This window comes from Clavibacter sp. MX14-G9D (assembly GCF_032917815.1).
GTDB classification, from domain to species: domain Bacteria; phylum Actinomycetota; class Actinomycetes; order Actinomycetales; family Microbacteriaceae; genus Clavibacter; species Clavibacter michiganensis_K.
Window position 1 is genome coordinate 1 of record NZ_JAVCVL010000022.1, and the last position, 23,061, is coordinate 23,061.

General features: G+C 72.3%; 21 protein-coding genes and 1 riboswitch. Of the genes, 17 read left to right on the plus strand and 4 right to left on the minus strand.

The window, feature by feature from the left end:
* The 3 genes from Q6969_RS03910 to Q6969_RS03920 form a co-directional block, all read right to left on the minus strand.
* The coding region (locus tag Q6969_RS03910) for an MFS transporter (RefSeq protein WP_317229276.1) at positions 1 to 543 on the minus strand (543 nt) is incomplete at its 3' end.
* Between the two features lie 49 nt (positions 544 to 592).
* Complete coding sequence (locus Q6969_RS03915; RefSeq protein WP_317229277.1) at positions 593 to 2,044, minus strand: SPFH domain-containing protein; 1,452 nt, start codon at positions 2,042 to 2,044, stop codon at positions 593 to 595.
* 31 nt (positions 2,045 to 2,075) lie between these two features.
* The gene (locus Q6969_RS03920; protein WP_317229278.1) at positions 2,076 to 2,570 is read right to left on the minus strand and encodes an NfeD family protein; all 495 of its coding nucleotides are present in this window, start codon (positions 2,568 to 2,570) and stop codon (positions 2,076 to 2,078) included.
* A gap of 182 nt (positions 2,571 to 2,752) precedes the next feature.
* Between Q6969_RS03920 and Q6969_RS03925 the strand changes: the two genes are divergently transcribed.
* From Q6969_RS03925 to Q6969_RS04000, 16 genes are all read left to right on the plus strand, one after another.
* A complete protein-coding gene (locus Q6969_RS03925) occupies positions 2,753 to 3,013 on the plus strand; it encodes a zinc-ribbon domain-containing protein (protein WP_094116241.1) in 261 nt (86 codons plus the stop codon).
* A 107-nt stretch (positions 3,014 to 3,120) separates the two neighbouring features.
* On the plus strand, positions 3,121 to 4,038 hold the full coding sequence (locus Q6969_RS03930) for a family 43 glycosylhydrolase (protein ID WP_317229279.1): 918 nt from the start codon (positions 3,121 to 3,123) through the stop codon (positions 4,036 to 4,038).
* A 118-nt stretch (positions 4,039 to 4,156) separates the two neighbouring features.
* Positions 4,157 to 5,410, plus strand: a complete 1,254-nt coding sequence (locus Q6969_RS03935; RefSeq protein ID WP_317229280.1) for an extracellular solute-binding protein — start codon at positions 4,157 to 4,159, stop codon at positions 5,408 to 5,410.
* Between the two features lie 74 nt (positions 5,411 to 5,484).
* A complete protein-coding gene (locus tag Q6969_RS03940; protein WP_317229281.1) occupies positions 5,485 to 6,444 on the plus strand; it encodes a sugar ABC transporter permease in 960 nt (319 codons plus the stop codon).
* Positions 6,441 to 7,328: a carbohydrate ABC transporter permease gene (locus tag Q6969_RS03945; RefSeq protein WP_317229282.1), complete on the plus strand. Its 888-nt coding sequence runs from the start codon at positions 6,441 to 6,443 to the stop codon at positions 7,326 to 7,328. Before Q6969_RS03940 ends, Q6969_RS03945 begins: the two co-directional genes overlap by 4 nt.
* Positions 7,325 to 8,326: a glycoside hydrolase family 43 protein gene (locus Q6969_RS03950; RefSeq protein ID WP_317229283.1), complete on the plus strand. Its 1,002-nt coding sequence runs from the start codon at positions 7,325 to 7,327 to the stop codon at positions 8,324 to 8,326. The genes Q6969_RS03945 and Q6969_RS03950 overlap by 4 nt, the downstream gene beginning before the upstream one ends.
* A 36-nt stretch (positions 8,327 to 8,362) precedes the next feature.
* A complete protein-coding gene (locus tag Q6969_RS03955) occupies positions 8,363 to 9,382 on the plus strand; it encodes a LacI family DNA-binding transcriptional regulator (protein WP_317229284.1) in 1,020 nt (339 codons plus the stop codon).
* Between the two features lie 128 nt (positions 9,383 to 9,510).
* Positions 9,511 to 10,863, plus strand: coding sequence for an extracellular solute-binding protein (locus Q6969_RS03960; protein ID WP_094116248.1), 1,353 nt, complete (start codon positions 9,511 to 9,513; stop codon positions 10,861 to 10,863).
* Complete coding sequence (locus Q6969_RS03965) at positions 10,860 to 11,885, plus strand: sugar ABC transporter permease (RefSeq protein WP_317229285.1); 1,026 nt, start codon at positions 10,860 to 10,862, stop codon at positions 11,883 to 11,885. The genes Q6969_RS03960 and Q6969_RS03965 overlap by 4 nt, the downstream gene beginning before the upstream one ends.
* Complete coding sequence (locus tag Q6969_RS03970; RefSeq protein WP_317229286.1) at positions 11,882 to 12,853, plus strand: carbohydrate ABC transporter permease; 972 nt, start codon at positions 11,882 to 11,884, stop codon at positions 12,851 to 12,853. Before Q6969_RS03965 ends, Q6969_RS03970 begins: the two co-directional genes overlap by 4 nt.
* Before the next feature lie 168 nt (positions 12,854 to 13,021).
* On the plus strand, positions 13,022 to 16,075 hold the full coding sequence (locus Q6969_RS03975; RefSeq protein ID WP_317229287.1) for a glycoside hydrolase family 2 TIM barrel-domain containing protein: 3,054 nt from the start codon (positions 13,022 to 13,024) through the stop codon (positions 16,073 to 16,075).
* 110 nt (positions 16,076 to 16,185) lie between these two features.
* Entirely contained in the window at positions 16,186 to 17,472 is a 1,287-nt protein-coding gene (locus tag Q6969_RS03980) for a D-arabinono-1,4-lactone oxidase (RefSeq protein WP_317229288.1), read from the plus strand.
* 113 nt (positions 17,473 to 17,585) lie between these two features.
* The gene (locus Q6969_RS03985; protein WP_012038801.1) at positions 17,586 to 17,855 is read left to right on the plus strand and encodes a mycoredoxin; all 270 of its coding nucleotides are present in this window, start codon (positions 17,586 to 17,588) and stop codon (positions 17,853 to 17,855) included.
* 3 nt (positions 17,856 to 17,858) lie between these two features.
* Positions 17,859 to 19,328 (plus strand): maltokinase N-terminal cap-like domain-containing protein, encoded by a 1,470-nt coding sequence (locus tag Q6969_RS03990; protein ID WP_317229289.1) that lies wholly within the window; start codon positions 17,859 to 17,861, stop codon positions 19,326 to 19,328.
* A gap of 112 nt (positions 19,329 to 19,440) precedes the next feature.
* A complete protein-coding gene (locus Q6969_RS03995; protein ID WP_317229290.1) occupies positions 19,441 to 19,635 on the plus strand; it encodes a hypothetical protein in 195 nt (64 codons plus the stop codon).
* Between the two features lie 9 nt (positions 19,636 to 19,644).
* Positions 19,645 to 21,801, plus strand: coding sequence for a S9 family peptidase (locus Q6969_RS04000; RefSeq protein WP_317229291.1), 2,157 nt, complete (start codon positions 19,645 to 19,647; stop codon positions 21,799 to 21,801).
* 34 nt (positions 21,802 to 21,835) lie between these two features.
* Here the strand turns inward: Q6969_RS04000 and Q6969_RS04005 are convergent, their stop codons facing one another.
* A complete protein-coding gene (locus Q6969_RS04005) occupies positions 21,836 to 22,108 on the minus strand; it encodes a hypothetical protein (protein WP_146083801.1) in 273 nt (90 codons plus the stop codon).
* A 91-nt stretch (positions 22,109 to 22,199) separates the two neighbouring features.
* Positions 22,200 to 22,291, plus strand: a riboswitch (TPP riboswitch).
* Between Q6969_RS04005 and thiM the strand changes: the two genes are divergently transcribed.
* Positions 22,282 to 23,061 (plus strand): hydroxyethylthiazole kinase (gene thiM / locus Q6969_RS04010; RefSeq protein ID WP_317229292.1); only part of this gene is annotated, 780 nt, incomplete at its 3' end. (Overlaps the previous riboswitch by 10 nt.)

Genomic DNA, 23,061 nt, shown 5'->3' on the forward strand with positions numbered 1-23,061 from the left:
CGCGACGGCGGCCGCGCCGAGCCAGAGCCCGCCGGTGGCGAGCACGGGAAGCGCGGCAGCGACGGCGAACAGGGACCCGCCGAGCGGCGGCCCCGCGAACTCGTCGGCCACGAGCTGCGTGCCCGCGATGCGTGCGTTCGCCCGGTCGAGCCGGTCCCGCGGCACGAGCGACGGCAGCACGGCCACCGCAGCACCGTCGGCCGCGCTCTCCAGCACGCCGACGACCGCCATCACCGCGTACAGGGCGACGAGCGATCCGGCGCCCGCCTGCAGGGAGACGGCGAGCGCGACCACGGCGATGCCGCGGAGCGCGTTCGCCGTCACGAGGAGCGTCCGCCGGTCGAGCCGGTCGACGTGCACCCCGACCGGGAGCGCCACGACCAGCCGCACCAGCGCGTACGTCGTCGCCAGCCCCGCGACCGCGCGCGGGTCGTCGGCGAGGGACGCCGCGACGAGCGGCAGGGTGACGAAGACGAGCCCGTCCGCGAGGTTGGAGAGCGCGTTCGCGCCCCACAGCACCCGGAACGGGCTCGGGGTCCTCACACCGGGCCCGTCGGGACGCCGCGCGTCCCGACGGGCACCGGCACCGGGATCAGATCCCGGCGCCCTCGGGCGCGGCCGTCCTCGGGCCCGCGTCCGCGGAGGTCGATCCGGCGCCGGCGGACGTGCCCGCGGCGGTCGAGCCGAGGAACGAGCTGAGCGCCGTGGCGACGTCGATCCCCGTGGTGTCCTTCAGGAGCTTCGGCAGCGTCGCCATGTTCTCGGCCACCGAGCGGTTGAGCGCGTTGGCGCCGTCCGCGGAGATGATCGTCATGTTGTCGACGTTGGCGAGCGGCGCCGCCATCTCGCGGGCGATCTCCGGCATGGACGCGATGATGCGCGCCTGCAGGGCCTCGCGGGACAGCTTGTTCTGCGCCTCGGCGAGCGCGGCGGCCGCCTCGGCCTCGGCCTGGCCGCGGGCCTGGATCGCGTCCGCGTTCGCCTTCCCGAGCGCGGTGATGGACGCCGCCTCGTTCACGGCCGCGGTCTTCGCCGCCTCGGCGTTCTGCGTGCGCTGGTAGACCTCCACGTCGACCTTCGCCTTCTCGGCGTCGCGGGCGGCCTGCGCGTCCTGGACGGTCGCGTACTTCCGCGCCTCGGCGGGGAGCTCCACGTCGATGCGCAGGCGCTCCTTGGAGACCTCGGCCTGCGCGGCCACGGCGGTGCGCTCCTGGTCGGCGACCAGGCGGTCCTGCTCGGCCTTCGCGAGCTCGCCGGCGGCGAGCGCGGTGGCGTTGGCCCGGTCGGTGTCGGCCTTGATGGCCGCCCGGCGGAGGTCGAGCTCGAGCTGGCGCTCGGCGGTCTGCTGGTCGTTCTCGATCGCGGCGAGCGCGGAGATCCGCTTGTTCTCGGCCTCCGCGACCTCGGCGATCTGGCGGGCGCGCGCGGCGTTCGAGCGGGCCCGGTCGTCGAGGTAGGTGCTGCCCGGCGTCGTGATCTCGCGGACGTTGAGCGTCTCGATCTGGAGGCCCAGCTCCGCGAGGTCGTTCTTCGTCTGGTTCACGGCCTCCTGCGCCACCACCGAGAAGCTCTTCACGAGCTCGTCCACGGGACGGTCGCCGATGAGGCCGCGGATCGCGCCCTCGAGGGACTGCCGCACGATCTCCGGCAGCTGGTCCTGCTGCAGCAGGTAGCGCTGCACGGCCCGGCGCACGCCGTCCTCGGTGCCCGTCACCTTGAAGTTGACGGTCGCGACGACGGCGGTGTTGATGAAGTTCGCGTCCCGCGCCTCGGCCGTGACGCTCGTCTGGTACTGCTCGAGGGAGAGCGTGAAGCCCTCCTGGAAGATCGGCCAGATGAAGGTGCGGCCGCCGATGATGACCTTCTGCGGGCTTGAGAACCCGGCGCCGCCCTCGCTCTTCTCGGCGTTGCGGCCGACGATCACGAGCGCCTGGTTCGGCGGCACGCGGCGCACGCGCGAGGCGATGAACGCCACCAGCGCCACGAGGATGACGATGACGACGATCACGGCTATGGCGGTGGTGCCGCCGGATATCAGGTCCACGGGATGGTTCCTCTCGTTGGGACGGGTGCTGCTAGGTCTGGGGCGGGGCGTCGGGGGCGGGCTCCGGCTCGACGCGCACCCGGAAGCCGTCCTCGGACACCACGCGGATGCGCGTGCCGACGGCGAGCGGGGCGTCGCTCTGCGCGAGCCGCCGCTCGAGCTCGCGGATGTGCTCGAGCCGCACCTCCCCGCCGGTGGGCGAGGTGGGCGAGGTGACGACGCCGACCATGCCGACGGGCGAGTACCCGCCGCCGCTCTCCTGCTTCGCGACGAAGCGGACGGCGAGCTGCACGACCACGAGCGCGACGAGCGCGAGGGCCACCGCGATGGCGATGGCGCCGCCTGCGCCGATGCCGGCCTGGTCGGCGAGCACGCCGCCGACGCCGTAGATGGCGAGGGCCGCGCCGAGCGCGACGCCCGAGACGAGGCCGTCCCCGCCGCCGATGGCGTCGAGGAGGTCGCCGAGCAGGATGCTGGAGAGGAGGAGCAGGAGCCCGACCGCGCCGACGATCACGAAGACGATCACGCGGCGGCTCCCGGGCAGGCCGTCGCGGCGGTGACGTGCGCGCCGTCGTGGTGCGTGGTCATGCGGGGCCGATCTGCCGAGTTGTGTCCTTCGAAGGTACCGGGTGATCCGCGAAGCGTCGCCTCCTCGTCCGGGGGCCGCCCCACCGCCTATGCTCCGCCGGCGCCGCGTAGCCTCGACGGGTGATCCTCCTGTTCGGCACGCGCGCCCGCGACGCCCTCATCGTGGTCGTGACGTTCGCCTGCCTCCGCTGCGGCGTCACGGCCCCCCAGCGAGTCCTGCACCGGACGCTCCGCTTCACGCTCTTCCTCGTGCCCCTCCTCCGGCTGCGCTCGACCTACCGCGTGGTCTGCCCGACGTGCGGCCTCGAGACGCGCCTCACGAAGGACCAGGCGATGCACGCCCTGGAATGGGCGGTCCGCAACCGCGGCGCGCGCCGCTGACGCCCGGCCGACTCGCGATCCGGTCGCGTCGGCTCTTGACTCCCTCGCCCCGCCGATCTATTTTATCGATACAGGTTTTATCGATACATGAAGCACGAGGGAGTGCGATGACGACCATCGATCGCGATGCGGCAGCCGGGCCGTCGGGTGCCGCCTCGACCGTGCGCGGTCTGCTGGCGGATCCCTCGCTCCTCGTGGTCGACGACCGCTGGTACCTGTATCCCACGACCGACGGCAGCGAAGGATGGGCAGCCGACGCCTTCCACGCCTGGTCCTCCCCCGACCTCGTCACCTGGCGAGAGGAGGGCGAGGTGCTGCGGCTCGGCCGCGACGTGACCTGGGCCAGCGACCACGCCTGGGCCCCCGCGCCCTTCGAGCGGGACGGCGTCTTCTACCTCTACTACACCGCCGAGCAGTCCATCGGGGTCGCGCGGTCGGACAGCCCCACGGGCCCGTTCGTCGACCTCGGGCGGCCGCTCGTCGCTCGTGGCGACTACCACGGGACCGCGATCGACCCCTCCGTCTTCGAGGACGACGACGGGACCGTCCACCTGCTCTGGGGCAACGGGATCGCGCACATCGTGCCGCTCGCCCCCGACCTCGTGTCCTTCGACCCGGCAGCGGTCCGCTCCTGGACCCCCGCCGGGTTCCGCGAGGCCGTGAGCATCCACCGGCACGCGGGCGTCTGCTACGCCACATGGTCGGAGAACGACACGCGGGAGGCCGACTACCGCGTGCGCTGGGCCCAGGCGCCGCACCCGACAGGCCCCTGGACCGACGGCGGCGTGCTCCTCGAGAAGCGCCCCGAGCTCGGGATCCTCGGCACGGGCCACCATGCCGTCCACCGCGTCCCGGGCACGGACGACTGGATCATCGCCTACCACCGGTTCGCGATCCCGTCCGGGAACGGCCACCGGCGCGAGGTCGTCTTCGACCGCCTCCACCACCTCCCGGGCGGCGGGCTCGTCCCCGTCGTCCCGTCCCTCGACCACCTCCGGCTCCCGCTCCCCGCTCGCCCGCGCTGATCCGCGCGCGGCCGACCGGCTCCTCGACTCCCCCTCGCACGACCGCACCGCAGCACCACCCCTTCACCCACCCATACAGGTCCGTCCACCGGACGGACCGCTCGCACGGAGGAATGCAATGTCGCATCGTTCTCACGGGCCGCTCGCACGCAGCGCAGCCGCCCTCGCCACCCTCGCCCTGGGAGCAGCCGCCCTGTCGGGCTGCGCTCCCGGGGCCGACGACGGATCCACCAGGCTCTCGTTCTTCTCCTGGGACAACGAGGCCACCATGACCCCGGTCATCGACGCGTTCGAGGCGGCGAACCCCGGCATCACCGTGGAGTTCTCCAGCGCCCCGCCCGTCGCCGAGTACATCTCCACGCTGCAGACCCGCCTCGTCGGCGGCACCGGCGCGGACGTCTTCGCCATCGCCGCGGAGAACAAGACCAACCTCATCGACGCCGGCTACGTGAAGGACCTCACCGACGAGCCCTTCATGGCCGCGATGAGCCCCTTCAACACCGAGACGTACGGCCGCGACGGCCGCGCCTACGGGATGTCGACCAACTCCTGGGCGGGCGGGCTCCTCGTGAACGAGCAGCTCCTCGCCGACGCCGGCGTCACCGGGATCCCGACCTCGTGGGACGACTTCCTCGACGTGCTCGAGGACGTGAAGGCCACGGGGGTCACGCCGTTCTACGACGGTGCCGGTCAGATCCCGATGACGGTCGCCGCCATGGTCGGCGCCGAGGACGCGGCAGCCGGCGGCGACGTCGACGCCGCCATCTTCAGCGGGGACGCGGAGTTCGCCGACCTCTGGGACGAACCCCTCGCCGCCTACCAGGAACTGTTCGACCGCGACCTCATGAGCCAGGACGTCATCAGCCTCACCGGCGACCAGATCGTCGACGAGTTCGTGAACGGCCGGGTCGCGATCATGACCGCCGGCCCGTGGAACGTGCCCGCCGTCCGCGAGGCCGCCCCCGACATGGACATCGCGTTCGCGCCCGTGCCGACCCCGACCGGCGACGCCTTCTGGGCCGGCGCCGCATCCCCGGGCTACGCCATCAACGCGAAGAGCGAGAACACGGAGGCCGCCGAGGCGTTCCTCACCTTCCTCGGCAGCGAGGAGGGCGTCGGGCTGTTCCAGAAGGAGACGGCCGCGCTGACCACGACCGACAACTACACCCCCGAGATCGACCCGGCGCTCCAGCCCAACCTCGAGGGCCTGCAGAGCGGCGACTTCTACCTGCCGCAGATCGCGTGGCCCCGCTACCAGGACGCCCTCAACACCGACGCGGTGGCGCAGATCCAGCTCATGATCCAGGGTTCGGCGACGCCGGCGGACGTGTCCGCGGCGCTGCAGACCCGCCTCCAGGAGCAGGAGGGCTGATCTGGCGGAGGCGCGGCGCCCCTTCGCGCCGCGCCTCCCCCGGTCGTCTCCCCGCACCGACACGAGAGGTAGTCATGTCCACCATCGCCCCTGCACGTCCCACGGTCCCGCCCCCGGCGGGCCGCCCGCGCGACACCCGCCGGTCCGGAGCCGCCCGCCGACGTGAGCAGCTCGGCACGCAGGCGTTCCTGATCCCGATCCTGCTGGTGTTCGTCGTCCTGTTCGCCATCCCGCTCGCGCAGTCGTTCTACTTCAGCCTCACCGACTTCGACGGGTACTCCGCCGAGGCGCGGTTCGTGGGGTTCGACAACTACGCGAGCATCCTCCGCGACCCGGCCATGCTCGCCGGCTTCCGCTTCACCCTGCTGTTCAGCGTCGGCACCACCGTCCTGGTGACGGCCCTCGCGCTGCCCCTCGCCGTGGTGCTCAACAAGCCGTTCCGCGGCCGCGGCGCGGTCCGGGCGATCCTGTTCTTCCCCGCCATCCCCAGCATCGCGATCCTCGGGCTCGTCTGGGGGCTGATCCTCTCGCCGCTCGGGTCGGGCGCCATCAACTGGGTGCTGCGCACGCTCCTCGGCCTCGGCGCGGTGCCGTGGCTGTCGAACAGCTCCCTGGCGCAGCTGTCGGTGATCATCGTGGGCGTGTGGTCCATGACCGGGTGGCACGCGATCCTCTACCTCGCCTACCTGCAGTCGATCCCGGAGGACTACTACGAGGTCGCCCGGCTCGACGGGGCATCCGCCCGGCAGCGGTTCCAGTCCATCACCCTCCCGCTGCTCGCCCCCGCGATCACCGTGAGCACGCTCCTGCTGATGACGGGCGGACTCAAGGTCTACGACCTGCCGTTCACGCTCACGAAGGGCGGTCCGGGGTTCTCGACCTACACGATCACGCAGTCCATCATCCAGAGCGGCGTCGCGCAGGCGCAGTTCGGCAAGGCCTCGGCGCTCGCCGTGGTGTTCCTCCTGGTGGTCGGCGCCATCGTCGCCGTCCAGCTCCTCCTCTCCCGTCGCGTCGAAGGGCGGCTCTCATGAGCGGCAGCACCGCGGGCATCCCGCCCGTCCCCCTCCGCCCACGCCGCCGCAGCGGGGCCCGAGCCCGCCAGCGGTGGTCGTCCGGCGTCACCAGCGTCCTGATGATCGCGCTGGCCGCGGTCGTCGGCGCGCCGTTCTACTACATCGTCGTCAACACCTTCAAGACGCAGGCGGAGACCAGCCGCTCCCCGTTCGGGCTCCCCGCCTCCCTCGACCTGGGGAACTACGCGGACGTGCTCGCGTCGGTGCCCATCGCGGGGGCGTTCCTCAACACCCTCTACATCACCGTGGTCTCCGTGGCCGTGATGCTCCTCATCGGGTCCATGGCGGCGTACGCGATGCTGCTGCGGAGGACCGTCGTCAACCGCATCGCCGCCGTCGTGCTCGTCATCGCGTTCCTGGTGCCGGGGCAGGCGACCCTGATCCCGCTCTACCGGATGATGGCGGGTGCCGGCCTCGTGGACAGCCGCAACGGCCTCATCGTGCTCTACGCGGCGGGCGCCGTCTTCTGCTACTTCCTCATCCAGGGCTACCTCCGCACCCTGCCCGTGGAGGTATTCGAGGCGGCGCGCATCGACGGCGCCGGACCCTGGCAGATCTACTGGCGCATCGTGCTCCCGCTCATCCGCCCGATCCTCATCACGGTCGGCGTGTTCCAGACGATGTGGGTGTGGAACGACTTCATCACGCCGAACGTCTTCATCAGCAGCCCCGAGAAGCAGACGCTCGTGCTGCAGGTCTACAAGGCGGTCGGGCAGTTCGGCGTCAACTGGCCGGCGTTCCTGACGCTCAGCGTCATCGTGCTGCTGCCGATGGTCGTGTTCTTCATCGCGATGCAGAAGCACATCGTCGGCGGCCTCGTGTCGGGGAGCGTCAAGGGGTGACGCCCGGGGAGCCCGCCGCCTACGCGATGGCCTACTTCGAGCCGGGCGACCGCGAGGACGGCGAGCGGATCCGCCTCGCCGTCAGCGACGGGCCCGATCCCCTCGCCTGGACCCGTGTCGCCGACGGGCGGCCGGTGCTCGCGTCGGAGGTGGGCGAGCACGGGCTCCGCGACCCGTTCCTCCTCCGCGACGAGCGGCGCGGCGTCTTCGTCCTGCTCGCGACCGACCTCCGCACCTGGCCCGACGAGGACTGGGACCGCGCCGTGCACCGCGGCAGCCGGTCCATCGCGGTCGCGGAGTCCGCGGACCTGGTCACGTGGTCCGCCGTCCGCCTGGTCCGCGTCGCCCCGGACGACGCGGGGAACGCCTGGGCGCCGAAGGCCGTCTGGATCCCGGGCGCCGGCGAGTGGGAGGTGCTCTTCGCCGCCGGCCCGCGCGCCGGGTCCGAGGCCGGCAGCGGCACCTGGGCCGGCGCGCCGGGCGGCCACCAGCGCATCCTCGCGACCCGGACCCGCGACTTCCGCACGTTCTCGCCCGCGCGCGTCGCCGTGGACACGGGGAGGGACCTCATCGACATGGCGCTCCTGCCCCACGGCGGTCGCGTGCTCCGGTTCTCGGTCGAGGATGCGTCGGGCGGCACGGGGCCCCGACGCGGCACCGCCGTCTCGGTCGAGGTCGGCGACCGGGTCGACGGCCGGTTCCGGCTCGTGGCACGCGGCGTCGGCATGCCCGAGCTCGTGCACGGTGAGGGTCCCGCGCCGTTCGTCGGCATCGGGGGCGACGACACCATCTGGCTCCTCGTCGACGAGTTCGGGCACCGGGGCTGCCAGGTGCTCTCGACCGGCGGCGACGGCACCGGGCCGTGGACGCATCGTCCCGAGGCCCGCCTGCCCGACCGTGCGCGCCACGGGTCGGTCCTCGCCGTCTCCGCCGCCGAGGCTGCCGTGCTGCGTGCCGGGGCCGACGGTCGTGGTCGCGACGCCCGCCCGTCGGCGTAGTCGACGCGCCCCTCCGGGTGGCAGACTCGTGATCCGATGAGGAAGACGGGCCTGGTGACCATCTACGACGTCGCCCGGGAAGCGGGCGTGTCGGCCATGACCGTCTCCAACGTCATCAACGACCATCCGCACGTGCGCGACGCGACGCGCACGAAGGTGGTCGACGCCATGACCCGGCTCGACTACCGGATCAACGTCTCCGCCCGCAACCTCCGCGCCGGCCGCACCGGCACCATCGGCCTCGTCGTGCCCGAGTTCGACCGGCCCTACTTCGGGCAGCTCGCGGCCCGGATCGTCGAGGCCGCGACGTCGCACGGCTTCCGGGTGGTGCTCGAGCAGACAGGTGCCCGTCGCGACGCCGAGCTCGAGTCCCTGTCCATGTCCCGCAACAGCGTGTACGACGGGCTGATCCTGAGCGCGGTCGGACTCGGGGCCGGCGACGCGGAGCTCCTGCGCGTCGAGAATCCGCTCGTCATCCTCGGCGAGCGCATCTTCGAGGGCCCGGTCGACCATGTCGCCATGCCGAACGCGGAGGGCGCCCGACTCGCGGTCGCGCACCTCATCGAGGCCGGATGCCGTCGCATCGCGATGATCGGGGACCCGGATCCCGGCGACGTGACCGCCGGCGCCCTGCGCATGGACGGCTACCGTCGGGCTCATGCGGACGCGGGACGCGCCGTCGCGCCCGAGCTGCTCGTCGGCCGTTTCGAGTACTCGATGGCGGGCGGCCACGCCGCGATCACGCGCCTGATGGGATCCGGCGCCGAGTTCGACGGCGTCTTCTGCGTCACCGACACGGTCGCCATGGGCGTCCTCCGGGGACTCGCCGACGCGGGGCGCCGGGTGCCGGACGACGTGCGCGTGGTGGGCTTCGACGAGATCCCCGAGAGCGCGTACCTCGTGCCGGGCCTCACGTCCGTGGACCCCGACCACGACTTCATGGCGCGCACGGCCGTGGACCGGCTCGTGCGGCGCATCGAGGGCGACCGGACGCCGGCTCGCGAGTTCCTCGCGGAGCCGCGCCTCGTGATCCGCGGCTCCTCCGCGCGCCGCTGACGCCCGGCCGGCGCCCACCTCCCTCGCAGGAATCCCGACCAGGGGTTAGGAATAAGTTTCGTCCCGCGCCTACAGTGGGAGTGGCGCCAAGCGCCGCTGCCATCAACGACGACGGGAGGGATGCGACGATGCATTCGATCAGCAGGAGACAGGCACTGGGGGTGGGGGCCGCCGCCGCGGGGACGCTGGCGCTCGCGTCGTGCTCGGCACCGGGCGGGAGGCTGGTCAACTCCGATCCGGTCATCCCGGCCGTCGCCGCGGGCGAGAAGGTCACGCTCACGTACTGGGCGTGGCTGAAGGACCTCCAGAAGGTCGCGGACGTCTGGAACGCGCAGAACCCCGACATCCAGGTCGAGGCCGTCTGGATCCCCGGCGGCAACGCCGGCGGCTACCAGAAGATGTACTCCGCCATCACGGCGGGCGGCGGGCCCGACATCGGCCAGGTCGAGCTCCGGCAGCTGCCCGAGTTCCTCCTCGCCAACGGGCTGGTCGACCTCACCCGCTACGGCGTGGACGAGTACCGCGACAGGTACGACGAGGCGCTGTGGAAGCAGGTCAGCTTCCAGGACGGCGTCTTCGGGATCCCGCAGGACTCCGGCCCGATGGCGTTCTACTACCAGCCGGCGCTCCTCGACCAGGTGGGCGGCCAGCCGCCCGCCACGTGGGACGACTGGGCGGCCCTCAGCGCCGAGGTGCGGAAGACGGGCGCGGGGAACTACCTCGACTGCTTCCCCGTGTCGGACGCCTCCGTCTTCACGTCGTACGCGACCCAGGCCGGCGCGAACTGGTTCAAGGTCGACGGCGAGCGCTGGGTCATCGACATGCTCGACGACCGCACGCTCGAGGTCGCCGCGTTCTTCGACAAGGCCATCGACGACGACATCGTCAACACCAGCTTCACCGCCTACTCGCCGCCCTGGTACGCGGCCGCCGCCGACGCGAAGATCTTCGGCTGCACGAGCGCCAGCTGGGGCGACGCCCTCATCCAGTCGGTCTCCGGCGGCGAGGGCAAGTGGCGCGTCGCGCCCATGCAGACGTGGTCGTTCGACGGGTCCTACGGGTCCAGCTACCTCGGCGGATCCACCGCGGCCGTGCTCGCGAACAGCAAGCACCCCGCCGAGGCCCTCAAGTTCATGACGTGGATGACCACCTCCCCGGAGGGCATCGACGCGATGATCGCGAACTCCGGCATCGGCTGGTCGCCCTCGCCCGACTACATCGGCGCACCCCGGCAGGAGCCCAGCGAGTTCTTCAGCGGGCAGTCCTACAACGAGGAGGTCTTCGTGCCCGCAGCCCGCGAGCAGAACCTGGAGTGGACCTGGTCCCCGCTCACGCAGTACACGCTCAACACCCTCCAGGACGAGTTCCGCCGGAAGCTCACGAGCGGGCAGACCCTCGTCGACTCCCTGCCGCTGGCGCAGGAGGCCGTGATCGAGGCGTTCCGCAACAAGGGCCTGCGCGTCGAGGCGGCCTCCGCATGAGCACCGCGACGAGGCCCGCCGGGGCCCACCGCGGCGAGCACGCCGCCGACCGCCCCGCCCGCGCACCCCGCGCGGGCGTCGGCAAGGGCCAGCTGAAGAAGTCGCAGACCATCGCGCCGTGGGTGATGCTCACGCCGTTCCTCGCGGTGTTCCTGCTGACCTTCGTCCTCCCGATCATCTACGCCGTCTTCCAGTCGTTCACGACCGTGCGGCGGGAGGGGCTCTTCGGCGAGCAGGGCGTCACGACCGTATTCGCCGGATTCGAGAACTACGCGCTCGCGCTCGCGAACGACGCCTTCACGGCGTCCATCGGCCGGGTGCTGCTGTTCGGCATCGTGCAGGTGCCCGTGATGATCATCCTCTGCACGGTCCTCGCGCTCCTCCTGGAGTCGGCGTCGGCGAAGTGGCCGCAGTTCTTCCGGGCGGCGTACTTCATGCCGTACGGCGTGCCCGGCGTCATCGCGACGATCCTCTGGGGCTTCCTCTACATCCCGGGCCTGTCGCCCATCATCGACATCGGCGAGATGTTCGGGCTGCAGCTCGACTTCCTCAGCGCCGGGACGGTGCTCTGGTCCATCGCGAACATCGTGACCTGGACCTACACGGGCTACAACATGCTCATCATCATCGCGCAGCTGAAGTCGATCCCCGGGGACGTCTACGAGGCCGCGCGCATCGACGGGGCGGGCGCCTGGCGGACGGCGTTCTCCATCCAGCTGCCGCTCATCCGGCCCGCGCTCGTGCTCGCCACCGTGTTCTCGATCATCGGGACGCTGCAGCTGTTCGCGGAGCCGCAGGTGCTCGCCACCTCCGCCCCCGCGATCGACTCGCAGTACACGCCGAACCTCTCGGCGTACACCACGGCGTTCGCGTACAACGACTACGGCGTCGCCGCCGCGCAGGCGGTCATCATCGCCCTCGCCGCGTTCGTGCTGTCGTTCGTCTTCCTCGCGATCACCAACAGGAAGCCCAAGGAGGAGCGGGAAGCCGCCGCAGCGAGGAAGAAGGGGGCGCGCGCATGACCGCCACGCAGGAGGTCGCCACGACCTCGACCGACCAGGCCGCCGCGAAGGCGGAGCACAAGCGGGCCGCGCAGGCCGCGGAGGCGAAGGTGAGCCGGCCCTCCAAGGCCGGCGGCGCCGCGGGCGCGGGCACGAAGCCCGCCACCCGGATCCTCGTCACGGCGATCCTCGCGCTCGTCGCCCTGTACTTCCTCGTCCCCGTCTACTACATCGTGGTCGCCGCCACGAAGACGACGGCCGACCTGTTCAGCACCAACGGGTTCCTGTTCGCGAACATGAACCTCTGGCAGAACCTCACGATGGTGTTCACCTACAACGACGGCATCTTCGTCCGGTGGTTCCTCAACTCGGTGCTCTACGCCGGGGTGGGCGCGCTCATCGCGACGTACTTCGCCGCCGCCGGCGGGTACGCGCTCGCCAAGTACCGGTTCCGGGGATCGAACATCGTCTTCGGCACCATCCTCGGCGGCGTGCTCGTGCCGGGTACCGCCACCGCGCTGCCGCTGTTCCTGCTGTTCAGCAGCATGGGCATCGCGAACACGTACTGGTCGGTGCTCATCCCGTCGCTCGTGTCGCCGTTCGGCCTGTTCCTGTGCCGCATCTACGCGCAGGCGTCGGTGGAGGACGCGGTCATCGAGTCGGGCCGGATCGACGGGGCGAGCGAGCTGCGGATCTTCCACACGCTCGCGCTCCGCTCGATGACGCCTGCGCTCGTGACGGTGTTCCTGTTCCAGCTGGTCGGCATCTGGAACAACTACTTCCTGCCGCTGATCATGCTGGCCGACGACAAGCTGTACCCGATCACCCTCGGCCTCAACAACTGGCGGAGCCAGGTCGACCGTCTGCCGGAGTTCTACCAGCTGACCACCGGCGGCGTGCTCGTCTCGATCATCCCGCTCATCGCCGCGATGATCGTCCTGCAGAAGTACTGGCGCGGCGGCCTGACCGACGGCGCCGTCAAGGGCTGATCCGCGGCGCCGTCGAGGGCCGACCTCGACGGACCGCACCCGCGACCGATCGCGGACGGCCGGGCAGGGCGACCTGCCCGGCCGTCCGCGCATTCGGCGCGGCGCCCCCCGACCCACGATGATGGGAGCGCGGCACGTCGCCGCACCCGCCCACGCGCAAGGAAGCCCATGACGCACGCCCTCCCCTACTTCGAGGACTTCGCCCCCACGACGGGCCCGGCCCGCCGCCCCCGTTCCTGCCTGCACTCGGATGCCCCGCGCATCGTGCTGAACGGCGACTGGCGGTTCCGCCTCTCCCCCAGCCCCCGCGGCCTCGACGAGACCATGGCCGATCCGGCCTTCGACGACTCCGGCTGGGACGAGATCCCCGTCCCGAGCCACTGGGTGCTCGGCCAGGACGGCCGCTTCGGCCTCCCCGCCTACACCAACGTGCAGTACCCGTTCCCCGTCGAGCCGCCCTTCGTGCCCGACGAGAACCCGACGGGCGACTACCGCGTCGAGATCGACGTGCCCACCACGTGGGAGTCGCTCGAGCGCGTCGTCCTCCGCTTCGAGGGCGTCGAATCCGCCTTCAAGGTGTGGTGGAACGGCGACGCCGTCGGCACGGCGATGGGCTCGCGCCTCTCGCACGAGTTCGACGTGACCGAGTTCCTCCGCCCCGGCGCCAACGTGCTCGCCGTCCGCGTGCACCAGTGGTCGATCGCCAGCTACCTCGAGGACCAGGACCAGTGGTGGATGCCCGGCATCTTCCGCGACGTCACCCTCCTCGGCCGCCCCGAGGGCGGCATCGACGACGCGTGGACCCGCGCCGAGTACGACCACGAGACGGGGGCCGGCACGGTCCACGTCGAGGTCGACGCCGAGCCCGCCGCCTTCCCCGTCACCCTCGAGGTCGAGGACCTCGGGATCCACGTGACGTGGGCCACCCCCGCCGACGTCGCCCCCGTGCACGTCGACCGGGTCGAGCCGTGGAGCGCCGAGAGCCCCACGCAGTACCAGGGCTTCCTCCGCACCAACGTCGAGGCCCTCTCGATCCGCCTCGGCTTCCGCACGGTGCGCATCGAGGGCGACCGCTTCCTCGTCAACGGCCGCCGCGTCGTGTTCCACGGCGTCAACCGCCACGAGGCCCACCCGGAGCGCGGCCGCGTCTTCGACGAGGACCACGCGCGCGCCGACATGCTGCTGATGAAGCAGCACAACGTGAACGCCATCCGCACGAGCCACTACCCGCCGCACCCCCGCGTCCTCGACCTCGCCGACGAGCTCGGATTCTGGGTCATCGACGAGTGCGACCTCGAGACCCACGGCTTCGAGTTCGGCGGCTGGGTCGGCAACCCCAGCGACGACCCGCGCTTCGCCGACCACTACATGGACCGCATCGAGCGCACGGTCGAGCGCGACAAGAACCACCCCTCCATCGTCATGTGGTCGCTCGGCAACGAGTCCGGCACCGGCCGGAACCTCGCCGCCATGTCCGCCTGGGTCCACCGCCGCGACCCCGGACGTCCCGTGCACTACGAGGGCGACTACACGGGCGAGTACACCGACGTCTACTCGCGCATGTACTCGAACCTCCAGGAGACCGAGTCCATCGGCAGCGACGTCGTCCCCGGCGACCTGCTCGGCTGCACGCCGGGCGAGGGCATGCGCCAGCGCTCGAAGCCCTTCATCCTCTGCGAGTACGTGCACGCCATGGGCAACGGCCCCGGCCAGATCGCCGAGTACGAGGACCTCGTGCTCCGCTACCCGCGCCTGCACGGCGGCTTCGTGTGGGAGTGGCGCGACCACGGGATCCTCGCCGAGACCGTCGACGGCGAGGCGTTCTACGCGTACGGCGGCGACTTCGGCGAGGTCGTGCACGACGGCAACTTCGTGATGGACGGCATGGTCCTGCCCGACGACACCCCCACGCCCGGCCTCGCCGAGTACAAGGCCGTCGTGCAGCCCGTCGCGTTCCGCCTCGAGCGCGACGGCGGATCCGCGTCCCTCGTCGTCGAGAACCGCTACCACACGGTCTCCACCGCGCACACGAGCCTCGTCTGGGTGCTCGCGGTCGACGGCGACGACGTCGCCACGGGCGTCCTCGACCCGGCGCCCGCGCCCGCGGGCGGGACCGCCGTGGTGCCGCTGCCCGCCGACGCGCTCGACGCCGGCAGCTCCGCCGTGGACGGCGCCGAGGTCTGGCTGACCGTGCAGGCGATCCTCCGCGACGACGCGCCGTGGGCCGAGGCCGGCCACGTGGTCGCCGTCGCCCAGTTCGACCTCACCCCCGCGCCCCGCCCCGCCGTGCCCGCGCGCTGGGTCGACGCCGACGAGGACGCCTACCCCGCGTCGGGCGCGGCCCGCCTCACCCTCGGCGACGGCGAGTTCGACCTCGCGACCGGGCGCCTCGTGCGCCTCGGCTCCCTCGAGGTCGACGGCCCGCGCCTGGAGCTGTGGCGCGCGCCGACCGACAACGACCGCAGCGACAGCAGCGGCTCCTACGAGCTCGCCGACCCGCGCCTCACCTTCGGCAAGGGCGTGCCCGGGCCGTCGAGCGAGGCGCGCTGGCGCGGCGCGGGCCTCGACCGGCTGACCCACCGGGTCCGCGAGGTGAAGGTCGGGTCCGGCTCGCTCACCGTCGTGGTGCGCACGAGCGCGGCGCAGTCCTTCGACTCCGTCGACACGACGTACTGCTGGACCGAGGGCGCCGACGGCGACCTGGGCCTCCGCGTCGACATCGTGCCGAGCGCCGGGTGGGCCGTCACGTGGCCCCGCGTCGGGATCCGCTTCGACCTCCCCGCGAGCGTCACGAACGCGGAGTGGTTCGGCACCGGGCCCTTCGAGTCGTACCCCGACTCGCGCCGTGCGGCGCTCGTCGGCCGGTTCTCGTCGCTCGTCGACGACCTGGGCGCCGTCTACTCGCGTCCCCAGGAGACCGGCCACCGCAGCGACCTGCGGGAGCTGGAGCTCGGCACGTTCGACGGCGAGGGCGGCATCGTGATCCACGCGGCGCCCGACACCGCGGGCCGTCGCCCCGGCTTCACGGCCTCGCGGCACACGCCGCAGGAGCTCGACCGCGCGGCCCATCCGCACGAGCTGCCCGCGAGCGAGGCGGTGCACCTCTACATCGACGCGGCGCAGCACGGGCTCGGATCCCGCGCGTGCGGCCTCGACGTGCTGCCCGAGCACCAGCTCTGGCCGTCGGCGCGCACGCTCGAGCTCACCATCCGCAGCCGCTGACGCGGAGCACGTGACGGGCCGCCGCATCCGGCGGCCCGTCGCTCGCCCTCCGGCCGGAGGGCGGGCAAGCTGGAGACGACGGCGTCCGATGGCGGGCGCGAGGAGGACGCATGACCGACACCATCGAGCAGGGCACCGCGGGCACCAACTGGGCCGGCAACTACGCGTACCGGGCGAGCGCCGTGCGCACGCCGACGAGCGTCGAGGAGCTGCGGACCATCGTCCGCGAGTCGCCCCGCCTCCGCGTCCTCGGCTCCCGCCACTCGTTCAACGACATCGCCGACTCCGACGTGCTGGTCTCGCTCGCGGAGCTCCCCGCCGACCTCGTGGTCGACCGGGACGCGAGCACGGCCACGTTCTCGGCGGGCCTCGCCTACGGGAAGCTCGCCGAGCTCCTCGGCGAGGAGGGCCTCGCCATCCACAACCTCGCCTCGCTCCCCCACATCTCGGTCGCCGGCGCCATCGCGACCGCCACGCACGGGTCCGGCATCGGCAACGGCAACCTCGGCACGGCGGTCGCCGCCCTCGAGCTCATCACCGCCGACGGCGAGACGGTCACCTACCGCCGCGGCGACGACGACTTCGACGGGGTCGTGGTGGGCCTCGGCGCGCTCGGCGTCGTCACGCGCATCACGCTCGACGTCGAGCCCGCCTACCTCGTGCGCCAGCGCGTGTTCGAGGGCCTCTCCTGGGACGCGTTCGACGGGAACCTCGAGGACGTCTTCGGGGGCGCCTACAGCGTCAGCGTGTTCACGCGCTTCGGCGAGGCCACCGACCAGGTGTGGCTGAAGAGCCGCGTGCAGCTCGACGTCGACGGCCAGCCCGAGGACGAGGTCGTCGTGCCCGACTACTTCGGGGCGCCCGCCGCGACCGAGGAGCGCCACCCGATCCTCGGCATCGACCCCGTGAACAGCACCTCGCAGCTCGGGGTCGTCGGCCTCTGGTCCGACCGCCTGTCGCACTTCAAGATGGGCTTCACGCCGAGCGACGGCGAGGAGATCCAGTCGGAGTTCCACGTGCCGCTCGACCGGGCCGTCGAGGCCGTCCAGGCGCTCCGCGCGATGGGCGACCGGATCCGCCCGATCCTCCTCGTCTGCGAGCTGCGCGCCGTGGCCGAGGACCGGCTGTGGCTGAGCCCCCAGTACGGGCAGACCACCATCGGCCTGCACTTCACCTGGAAGCGCGAGCAGGAGGCCGTGGAGGCTCTGCTCGTCGAGCTCGAGGCGGCCATCCGCCCCTTCGGCGCCCGGCCGCACTGGGGCAAGGTGTTCACCGCCGGGGCGGCCGACATCGCCCCGCTGTACCCGCGGGCCGGCCACTTCCTCGCCCTCGCCGAGCGGCTCGACCCCGAGGGCAAGTTCCGCAACGCCTGGTTCGACCGCTCGCTGCGCGGCTGAGGCGCATCCGGCCCTGACCGGCACCTGGCCCGCGATCCCCACCACCGACGACACTGTCCTCCAGGTGCGGGAATCGCGGGCCGGCGTCGTGTACGGCGCGTAGGGTGAGCACCATGGCGCCCGAGACCTCCTCCTACGTGCCCGCCCCCGGGCGGATCACGATGTTCTCCACCACCTGGTGCGGCTACTGCCGCCGGCTGAAGGCGCAGCTCGACCGCGCGGGCATCGGCTACGACGAGGTGGACATCGAGCAGGTCCCCGGCACCGCCGAGCTGGTCGAGGCCATCAACGGCGGCAACCAGACGGTGCCCACCGTCCTCTTCCCCGACGGCTCGTCCGCCACCAACCCGTCGCTCGCCGACGTGACCGCGAAGGTGGCCTGAGCCATGCAGCACCACGACCTCAGCGAGATCCCCGACTTCCTCGCGGCCTGGATGCGCGAGCAGCGCTGGTTCGCCTCCAAGGGCACCGAGCCCCGCCTCGAGCGCATCGGCGGGTGGAGCTTCAGCGACGAGGGCTGGTTCGCCCGCATCGAGACGCACCTGATCATCGACCACGGCAGCGCGAAGCCCGTGCTGTACCAGGTGCCGCTCACGTACCGGCAGGCGCCGCTGGAGGAGCTGAAGCCCTTCCACATCGGCACCATCGTCGAGGACGACGGCGTCGAGCTGCACGTCTACGACGGACCGCACGACCCCGCGTACGCCTGGGCGCTCATCCGCACCATCCTCGACGAGCGCGACGCGGACGTCGACGAGACCTCGCTCGGCGCGACCGCGCGCGGCCAGCGCCAGCCGGGCGTCGAGATCGCGACCGTCGTCGGGTCCCACGTGCTCTCGGGCGAGCAGTCGAACACGTCGATCATCTACGACATGGTCTCGGCCGACGGCCAGGCCATCAACCCGATGATCGTGAAGGTGTTCCGCGCCCTGCACCACGGCGAGAACCCCGACGTGGTCCTGCAGTCCGCCATCGCGGGCGCCGGCTCCCGGCTCGTGCCGCAGACCATGGGCAGCGTGCTCGCCGAGTGGAGCGACTCCGGCCGCGAGGTCGGCCACGCCATCGGGCATGTCGCGTTCGCGCAGGAGTTCCTGCCCGGCGTCACGGACGCCTGGCGCGTCGCGCTCCGCGCCGCCGAGGCCGACGCCGACTTCCAGGCCGAGGCCCGCGCGCTCGGCGAGGCCACGGCCGACGTGCACGCCACGCTCGCCGCCGCCCTCCCCACCGTCGAGGCCACGCCCGACGTCATCGAGGGGATCATGGTCAGCTTCCGCCGCCGCCACGCGACGGCCGAGCGCGAGGTGCCGGAGATCGCGGCCTTCCACGACGCCATCTCGAGCGTGTACGACGCCGCGGAGAAGGGCGAGTGGCCGAAGCTGCAGCGCATCCACGGCGACTACCACCTGGGCCAGGTGCTCTCGGTGCCGAACCGGGGCTGGGTCCTCCTCGACTTCGAGGGCGAGCCGCTGCGGCCCATGCACGAGCGCTCCCTGCCCGACGTCACGCTCCGCGACGTCGCCGGCATGCTCCGCTCGTTCGACTACGTCGCCGGCTCCTACGCCCTGGCCCACCCCGGCAAGTCCGCGGCCTCCTGGGCGTCCGCCGCCCGCCGTGCGTTCGTCGACGGCTACATCGCCCGCTCCGGCACCGACCTCCGCGCGAACCGCGCCCTGCTCGACGCGTTCGAGATCGACAAGGCCGTGTACGAGGCGATCTACGAGGTGCGCAACCGGCCCGGCTGGCTCTCGATCCCGCTGCAGGCCGTCGCGCGCCTCGCCACCCGCTCGAGCACGCTCGGCGCGGCGACCACGCCGGGCGCGACCGGCCCGCGCGAGGCGGGGCCGCTCGTCCCCTGACCTCGGCGGGCACCCGGAGCCGGGGACGGCTCCGTCCTCTCCGCGCTCGGGCCCGGTAGCATCGGCGCACGCTCGCGTCCGTGCCCGGCCGTGGCCGACGGAGGGGACGCGGATGCTCGGACAGGCGCTGCTCGCCCTCGTCGGCATCGCGCTGATCCTCCTCTCCTGGCCCTCCGGTGCATCCGCCGACGGGTCGGGCTGGTGGGGCGTCGTCGGAGGCGGGCTCATCGTCGTCGGCGCCGCCCTGGCTGCCGTCCGGGCCCGTCGCCCGGGCCGCGTCCGGCGAGGGTCACGGCCGCGTCGGTAGGCTCGACGGATGACCGACCCCGCCGTCCCGGCCGTCTCCGAGTCCGCATCCGCCACCCCGCCCGTCGCCGAGCAGCGCCCCATCGAGCGCACGTTCCACGGCGACACCTTCGTCGACCGGTACGAGTGGCTGCGCGACAAGGACGACGCCGACGTCATCGCGCATCTCGAGGCCGAGAACGCGTACACCGAGGCGGTGACCGCGCACCTGGAGCCGCTGCGCGAGACGCTGTTCACGGAGATCAAGGACCGCACGCAGGAGACCGACCTCTCCGTCCCCGTCCGCCAGGGCGACTGGTGGTACTACGCCCGCACGGTCGAGGGGTCGCAGTACGCGATCCGCTGCCGCCGCCCTGTCCAGGGTCCGGACGACTGGACGCCGCCCGTCGTCGAGGCCGCCGCGGACGGCGTCGCGGTCGAGGGCGAGCAGGTGCTCCTCGACTCGAACGCCGAGGCGGAGGGCCACGAGTTCTTCTCGCTCGGCGCGTTCGAGGTCAGCCCCGACGGCTCGCTCCTCGCCTACTCGACCGACACCGAGGGCGACGAGCGCTTCACGCTCCGGATCCGCGACCTCGCCACGGGCCAGGACCTCGCCGACGAGATCCCCGGCACCAGCCACGGTGCCACGTTCTCCGCCCACGGCGACCACCTGTTCTACGTCACGGTCGACGACGCCTGGCGCCCCGACACCGTGTGGCGCCACCGCGTCGGCACCCCTGCGGCGCAGGACGTGAAGGTGTTCACCGAGCCCGACGAGAGCTACTTCACGGGCTTCGGCATGACCCGCAGCCGCCAGTACCTCATGATCCAGGTCGGCTCGAAGATCACGACCGAGGTGCTGCTGCTCGACGCGGGCGACCCGACGGGCGCGTTCCGCCCGGTCTGGCCGCGCCGCCACGGCGTCGAGTACGACGTCGACCACGCGGTCATCGACGGCAGCGACCGGCTCCTCATCCTGCACAACGACGGCGCCACCAACTTCGAGCTGATCGACGTGCCCGCCGACGACCCGACCTCCACCACGGACCGCCAGGTCGTCATCCCGCACGACGACGACGTGCGCCTCGAGGACGCGAGCGCGTTCGCCGACCACGTCGTCGTGTCGTACCGCCGCGAGGGCCTCACGCGCGTCGGCGTGATCCCGTTCGACCGGGTCCTCGACGGCGAGCAGCTGCACGAGATCGCCTTCGATGAGCCGATCTACACGGTCGGCACCGCGGGCAACCCGGAGTTCGCGCAGCCCACCGTGCGCCTCGGGTACACGAGCCTCGCGACGCCCTCCACCACCTACGACTACGTGCTGGCCACCCGCGAGCTGCGCCTCCTCAAGCAGCAGCCGGTGCGCGGCGGCTACGACCCCGACGACTACGTGCAGACCCGCGAGTGGGCGACCGCGGAGGACGGCACGGAGATCCCGCTGTCGGTCGTCTACAAGCGCGGCCTCGTGCACCCGGGCACGCCCGCGCCGCTCCTGCTGTACGGCTACGGCTCGTACGAGGCGAGCATCGACCCGTCGTTCTCCATCGCGCGGCTGTCGCTGCTCGACCGGGGCATGGCGTTCGTGATCGCGCACGTGCGCGGCGGCGGCGAGATGGGCCGCCGCTGGTACGACGAGGGCAAGACGCTCACGAAGCGCAACACCTTCACCGACTTCGTGGCGGCGGCCGACCACCTCATCGCGCGCGGGTGGACGAGCCCCGACCGCCTGGTGGCCGAGGGCCGGAGCGCCGGCGGCCTGCTCATGGGCGCGGTCGCGAACATCGCGCCCGACCGGTTCGCCGGGATCCTCGCGGGCGTGCCGTTCGTCGACGCGCTCACGAGCATCCTCGACCCGTCGCTGCCCCTCACCGTCATCGAGTGGGACGAGTGGGGCGACCCGCTGCACGACCCCGAGGTGTACGCGTACATGAAGTCGTACACGCCGTACGAGAACGTGCGCGAGGGCGTCGAGTACCCGCGGATCCTCGCGGTCACGAGCCTCAACGACACGCGCGTCCTCTACGTCGAGCCCGCGAAGTGGACCGCCCGCCTCCGCGAGGTCGGCGCGCCGGTGCTGCTGCGCACCGAGATGCAGGCCGGCCACGGCGGCAAGTCGGGCCGCTACGACGCGTGGCGCGAGCGCGCCTCGGACTACGCGTGGGTGCTCGACGTGGCGGGGCTCGGGTAGAGCAGACCGTTGACCGTCGTCGCGCCGCGCGGCCTCAGAGGGCGAGCAGCTCGGCGGCGGTCGGATCGATCCGTGGTTCCCGGTACAGAGCGACCATCGGCACCCATCCGCTGAGGTAGCAGTGGAAGTTGAGCCGGCCGAACGCGATGACGTCGTCGGAGCCCAGCGTCTCGCCTGCGATGAGCCGCTCGACGGCCTCCGCCGCGTCGGCACCCTGGACCATCAGATGTGCGGCTCCCGCCGCGAACCGCGCCGGGATGTCGTCCCACTCCCGGAGCGGCTGGCCGCGGCGGAGTGCAGGGATCATGTAGGTCCCGTCCATCGTGCCTCCCGGTCCTCGCGGCTGCGGACGCCATCGACCCAGCCTAGGCACGGCTCCGCGCACACCCCTAGGGTGGATCCCTGACACGGGGTGCCCACGAGGGCTGAGATGAGACCCGTCGCACCTGATCCGGTTCGCACCGGCGGAGGGATGTCATCATGAGCGCTGCGCGCCCGTCCACCCACGAGACCACGGGAGCGGGGACCGCCTCGGCGGACCTCCTCCGCCTGCTGCGGGAGCGCACGCCGCTCGTGCAGTGCATCACGAACGCCGTCGTCACCGGCTTCACCGCCAACGTCCTGCTCGCGCTCGGTGCCGCGCCCGCGATGACCGACGTGCCCACCGAGGCGGGGCCGTTCGCCCGGATCGCGTCGGGGGTGCTCGTGAACCTCGGCACGCCGCACGCCGAGCAGCGGGAGGCCGCGGTCGAGGCCGCGCACGCCGCCCGCGAGGCGGGCACACCATGGGTGCTGGATCCCGTCGCGGTCGGCGCCCTGCCGGTGCGGACCCGCCTCGCGCACGAGCTCGTCGCGCTGTCGCCGACGATCGTGCGCGGGAACGCGTCCGAGATCCTCGCGCTCGCGACCGGCGGAGCGGGCGGTCGCGGCGTCGACGCGACCGATGAGGTGGAGGCCGCCCTCGACGCGGCCCTGCTCCTCGCCCGCACCTACGGCACCGTCGTCGCGGTCTCGGGGCCCGTCGACCACATCACCGACGGACACCGCGTCGTGCGCGTGCACACGGGCGACGCGCTCCTCACGAAGGTGACCGGCGGGGGCTGCGCCCTCGGCGCCGTGATGGCCGCGTTCGCGTCGCTGGACCCGGATCCGCTGCGGGCAGCCGTCGCCGCGACGAGCACGTACACGATCGCCGCGGAGGTCGCCGCCGAGGGCGCCCGCGGGCCCGGCTCCTTCGCGGTCGCGCTGCTCGACGCCCTC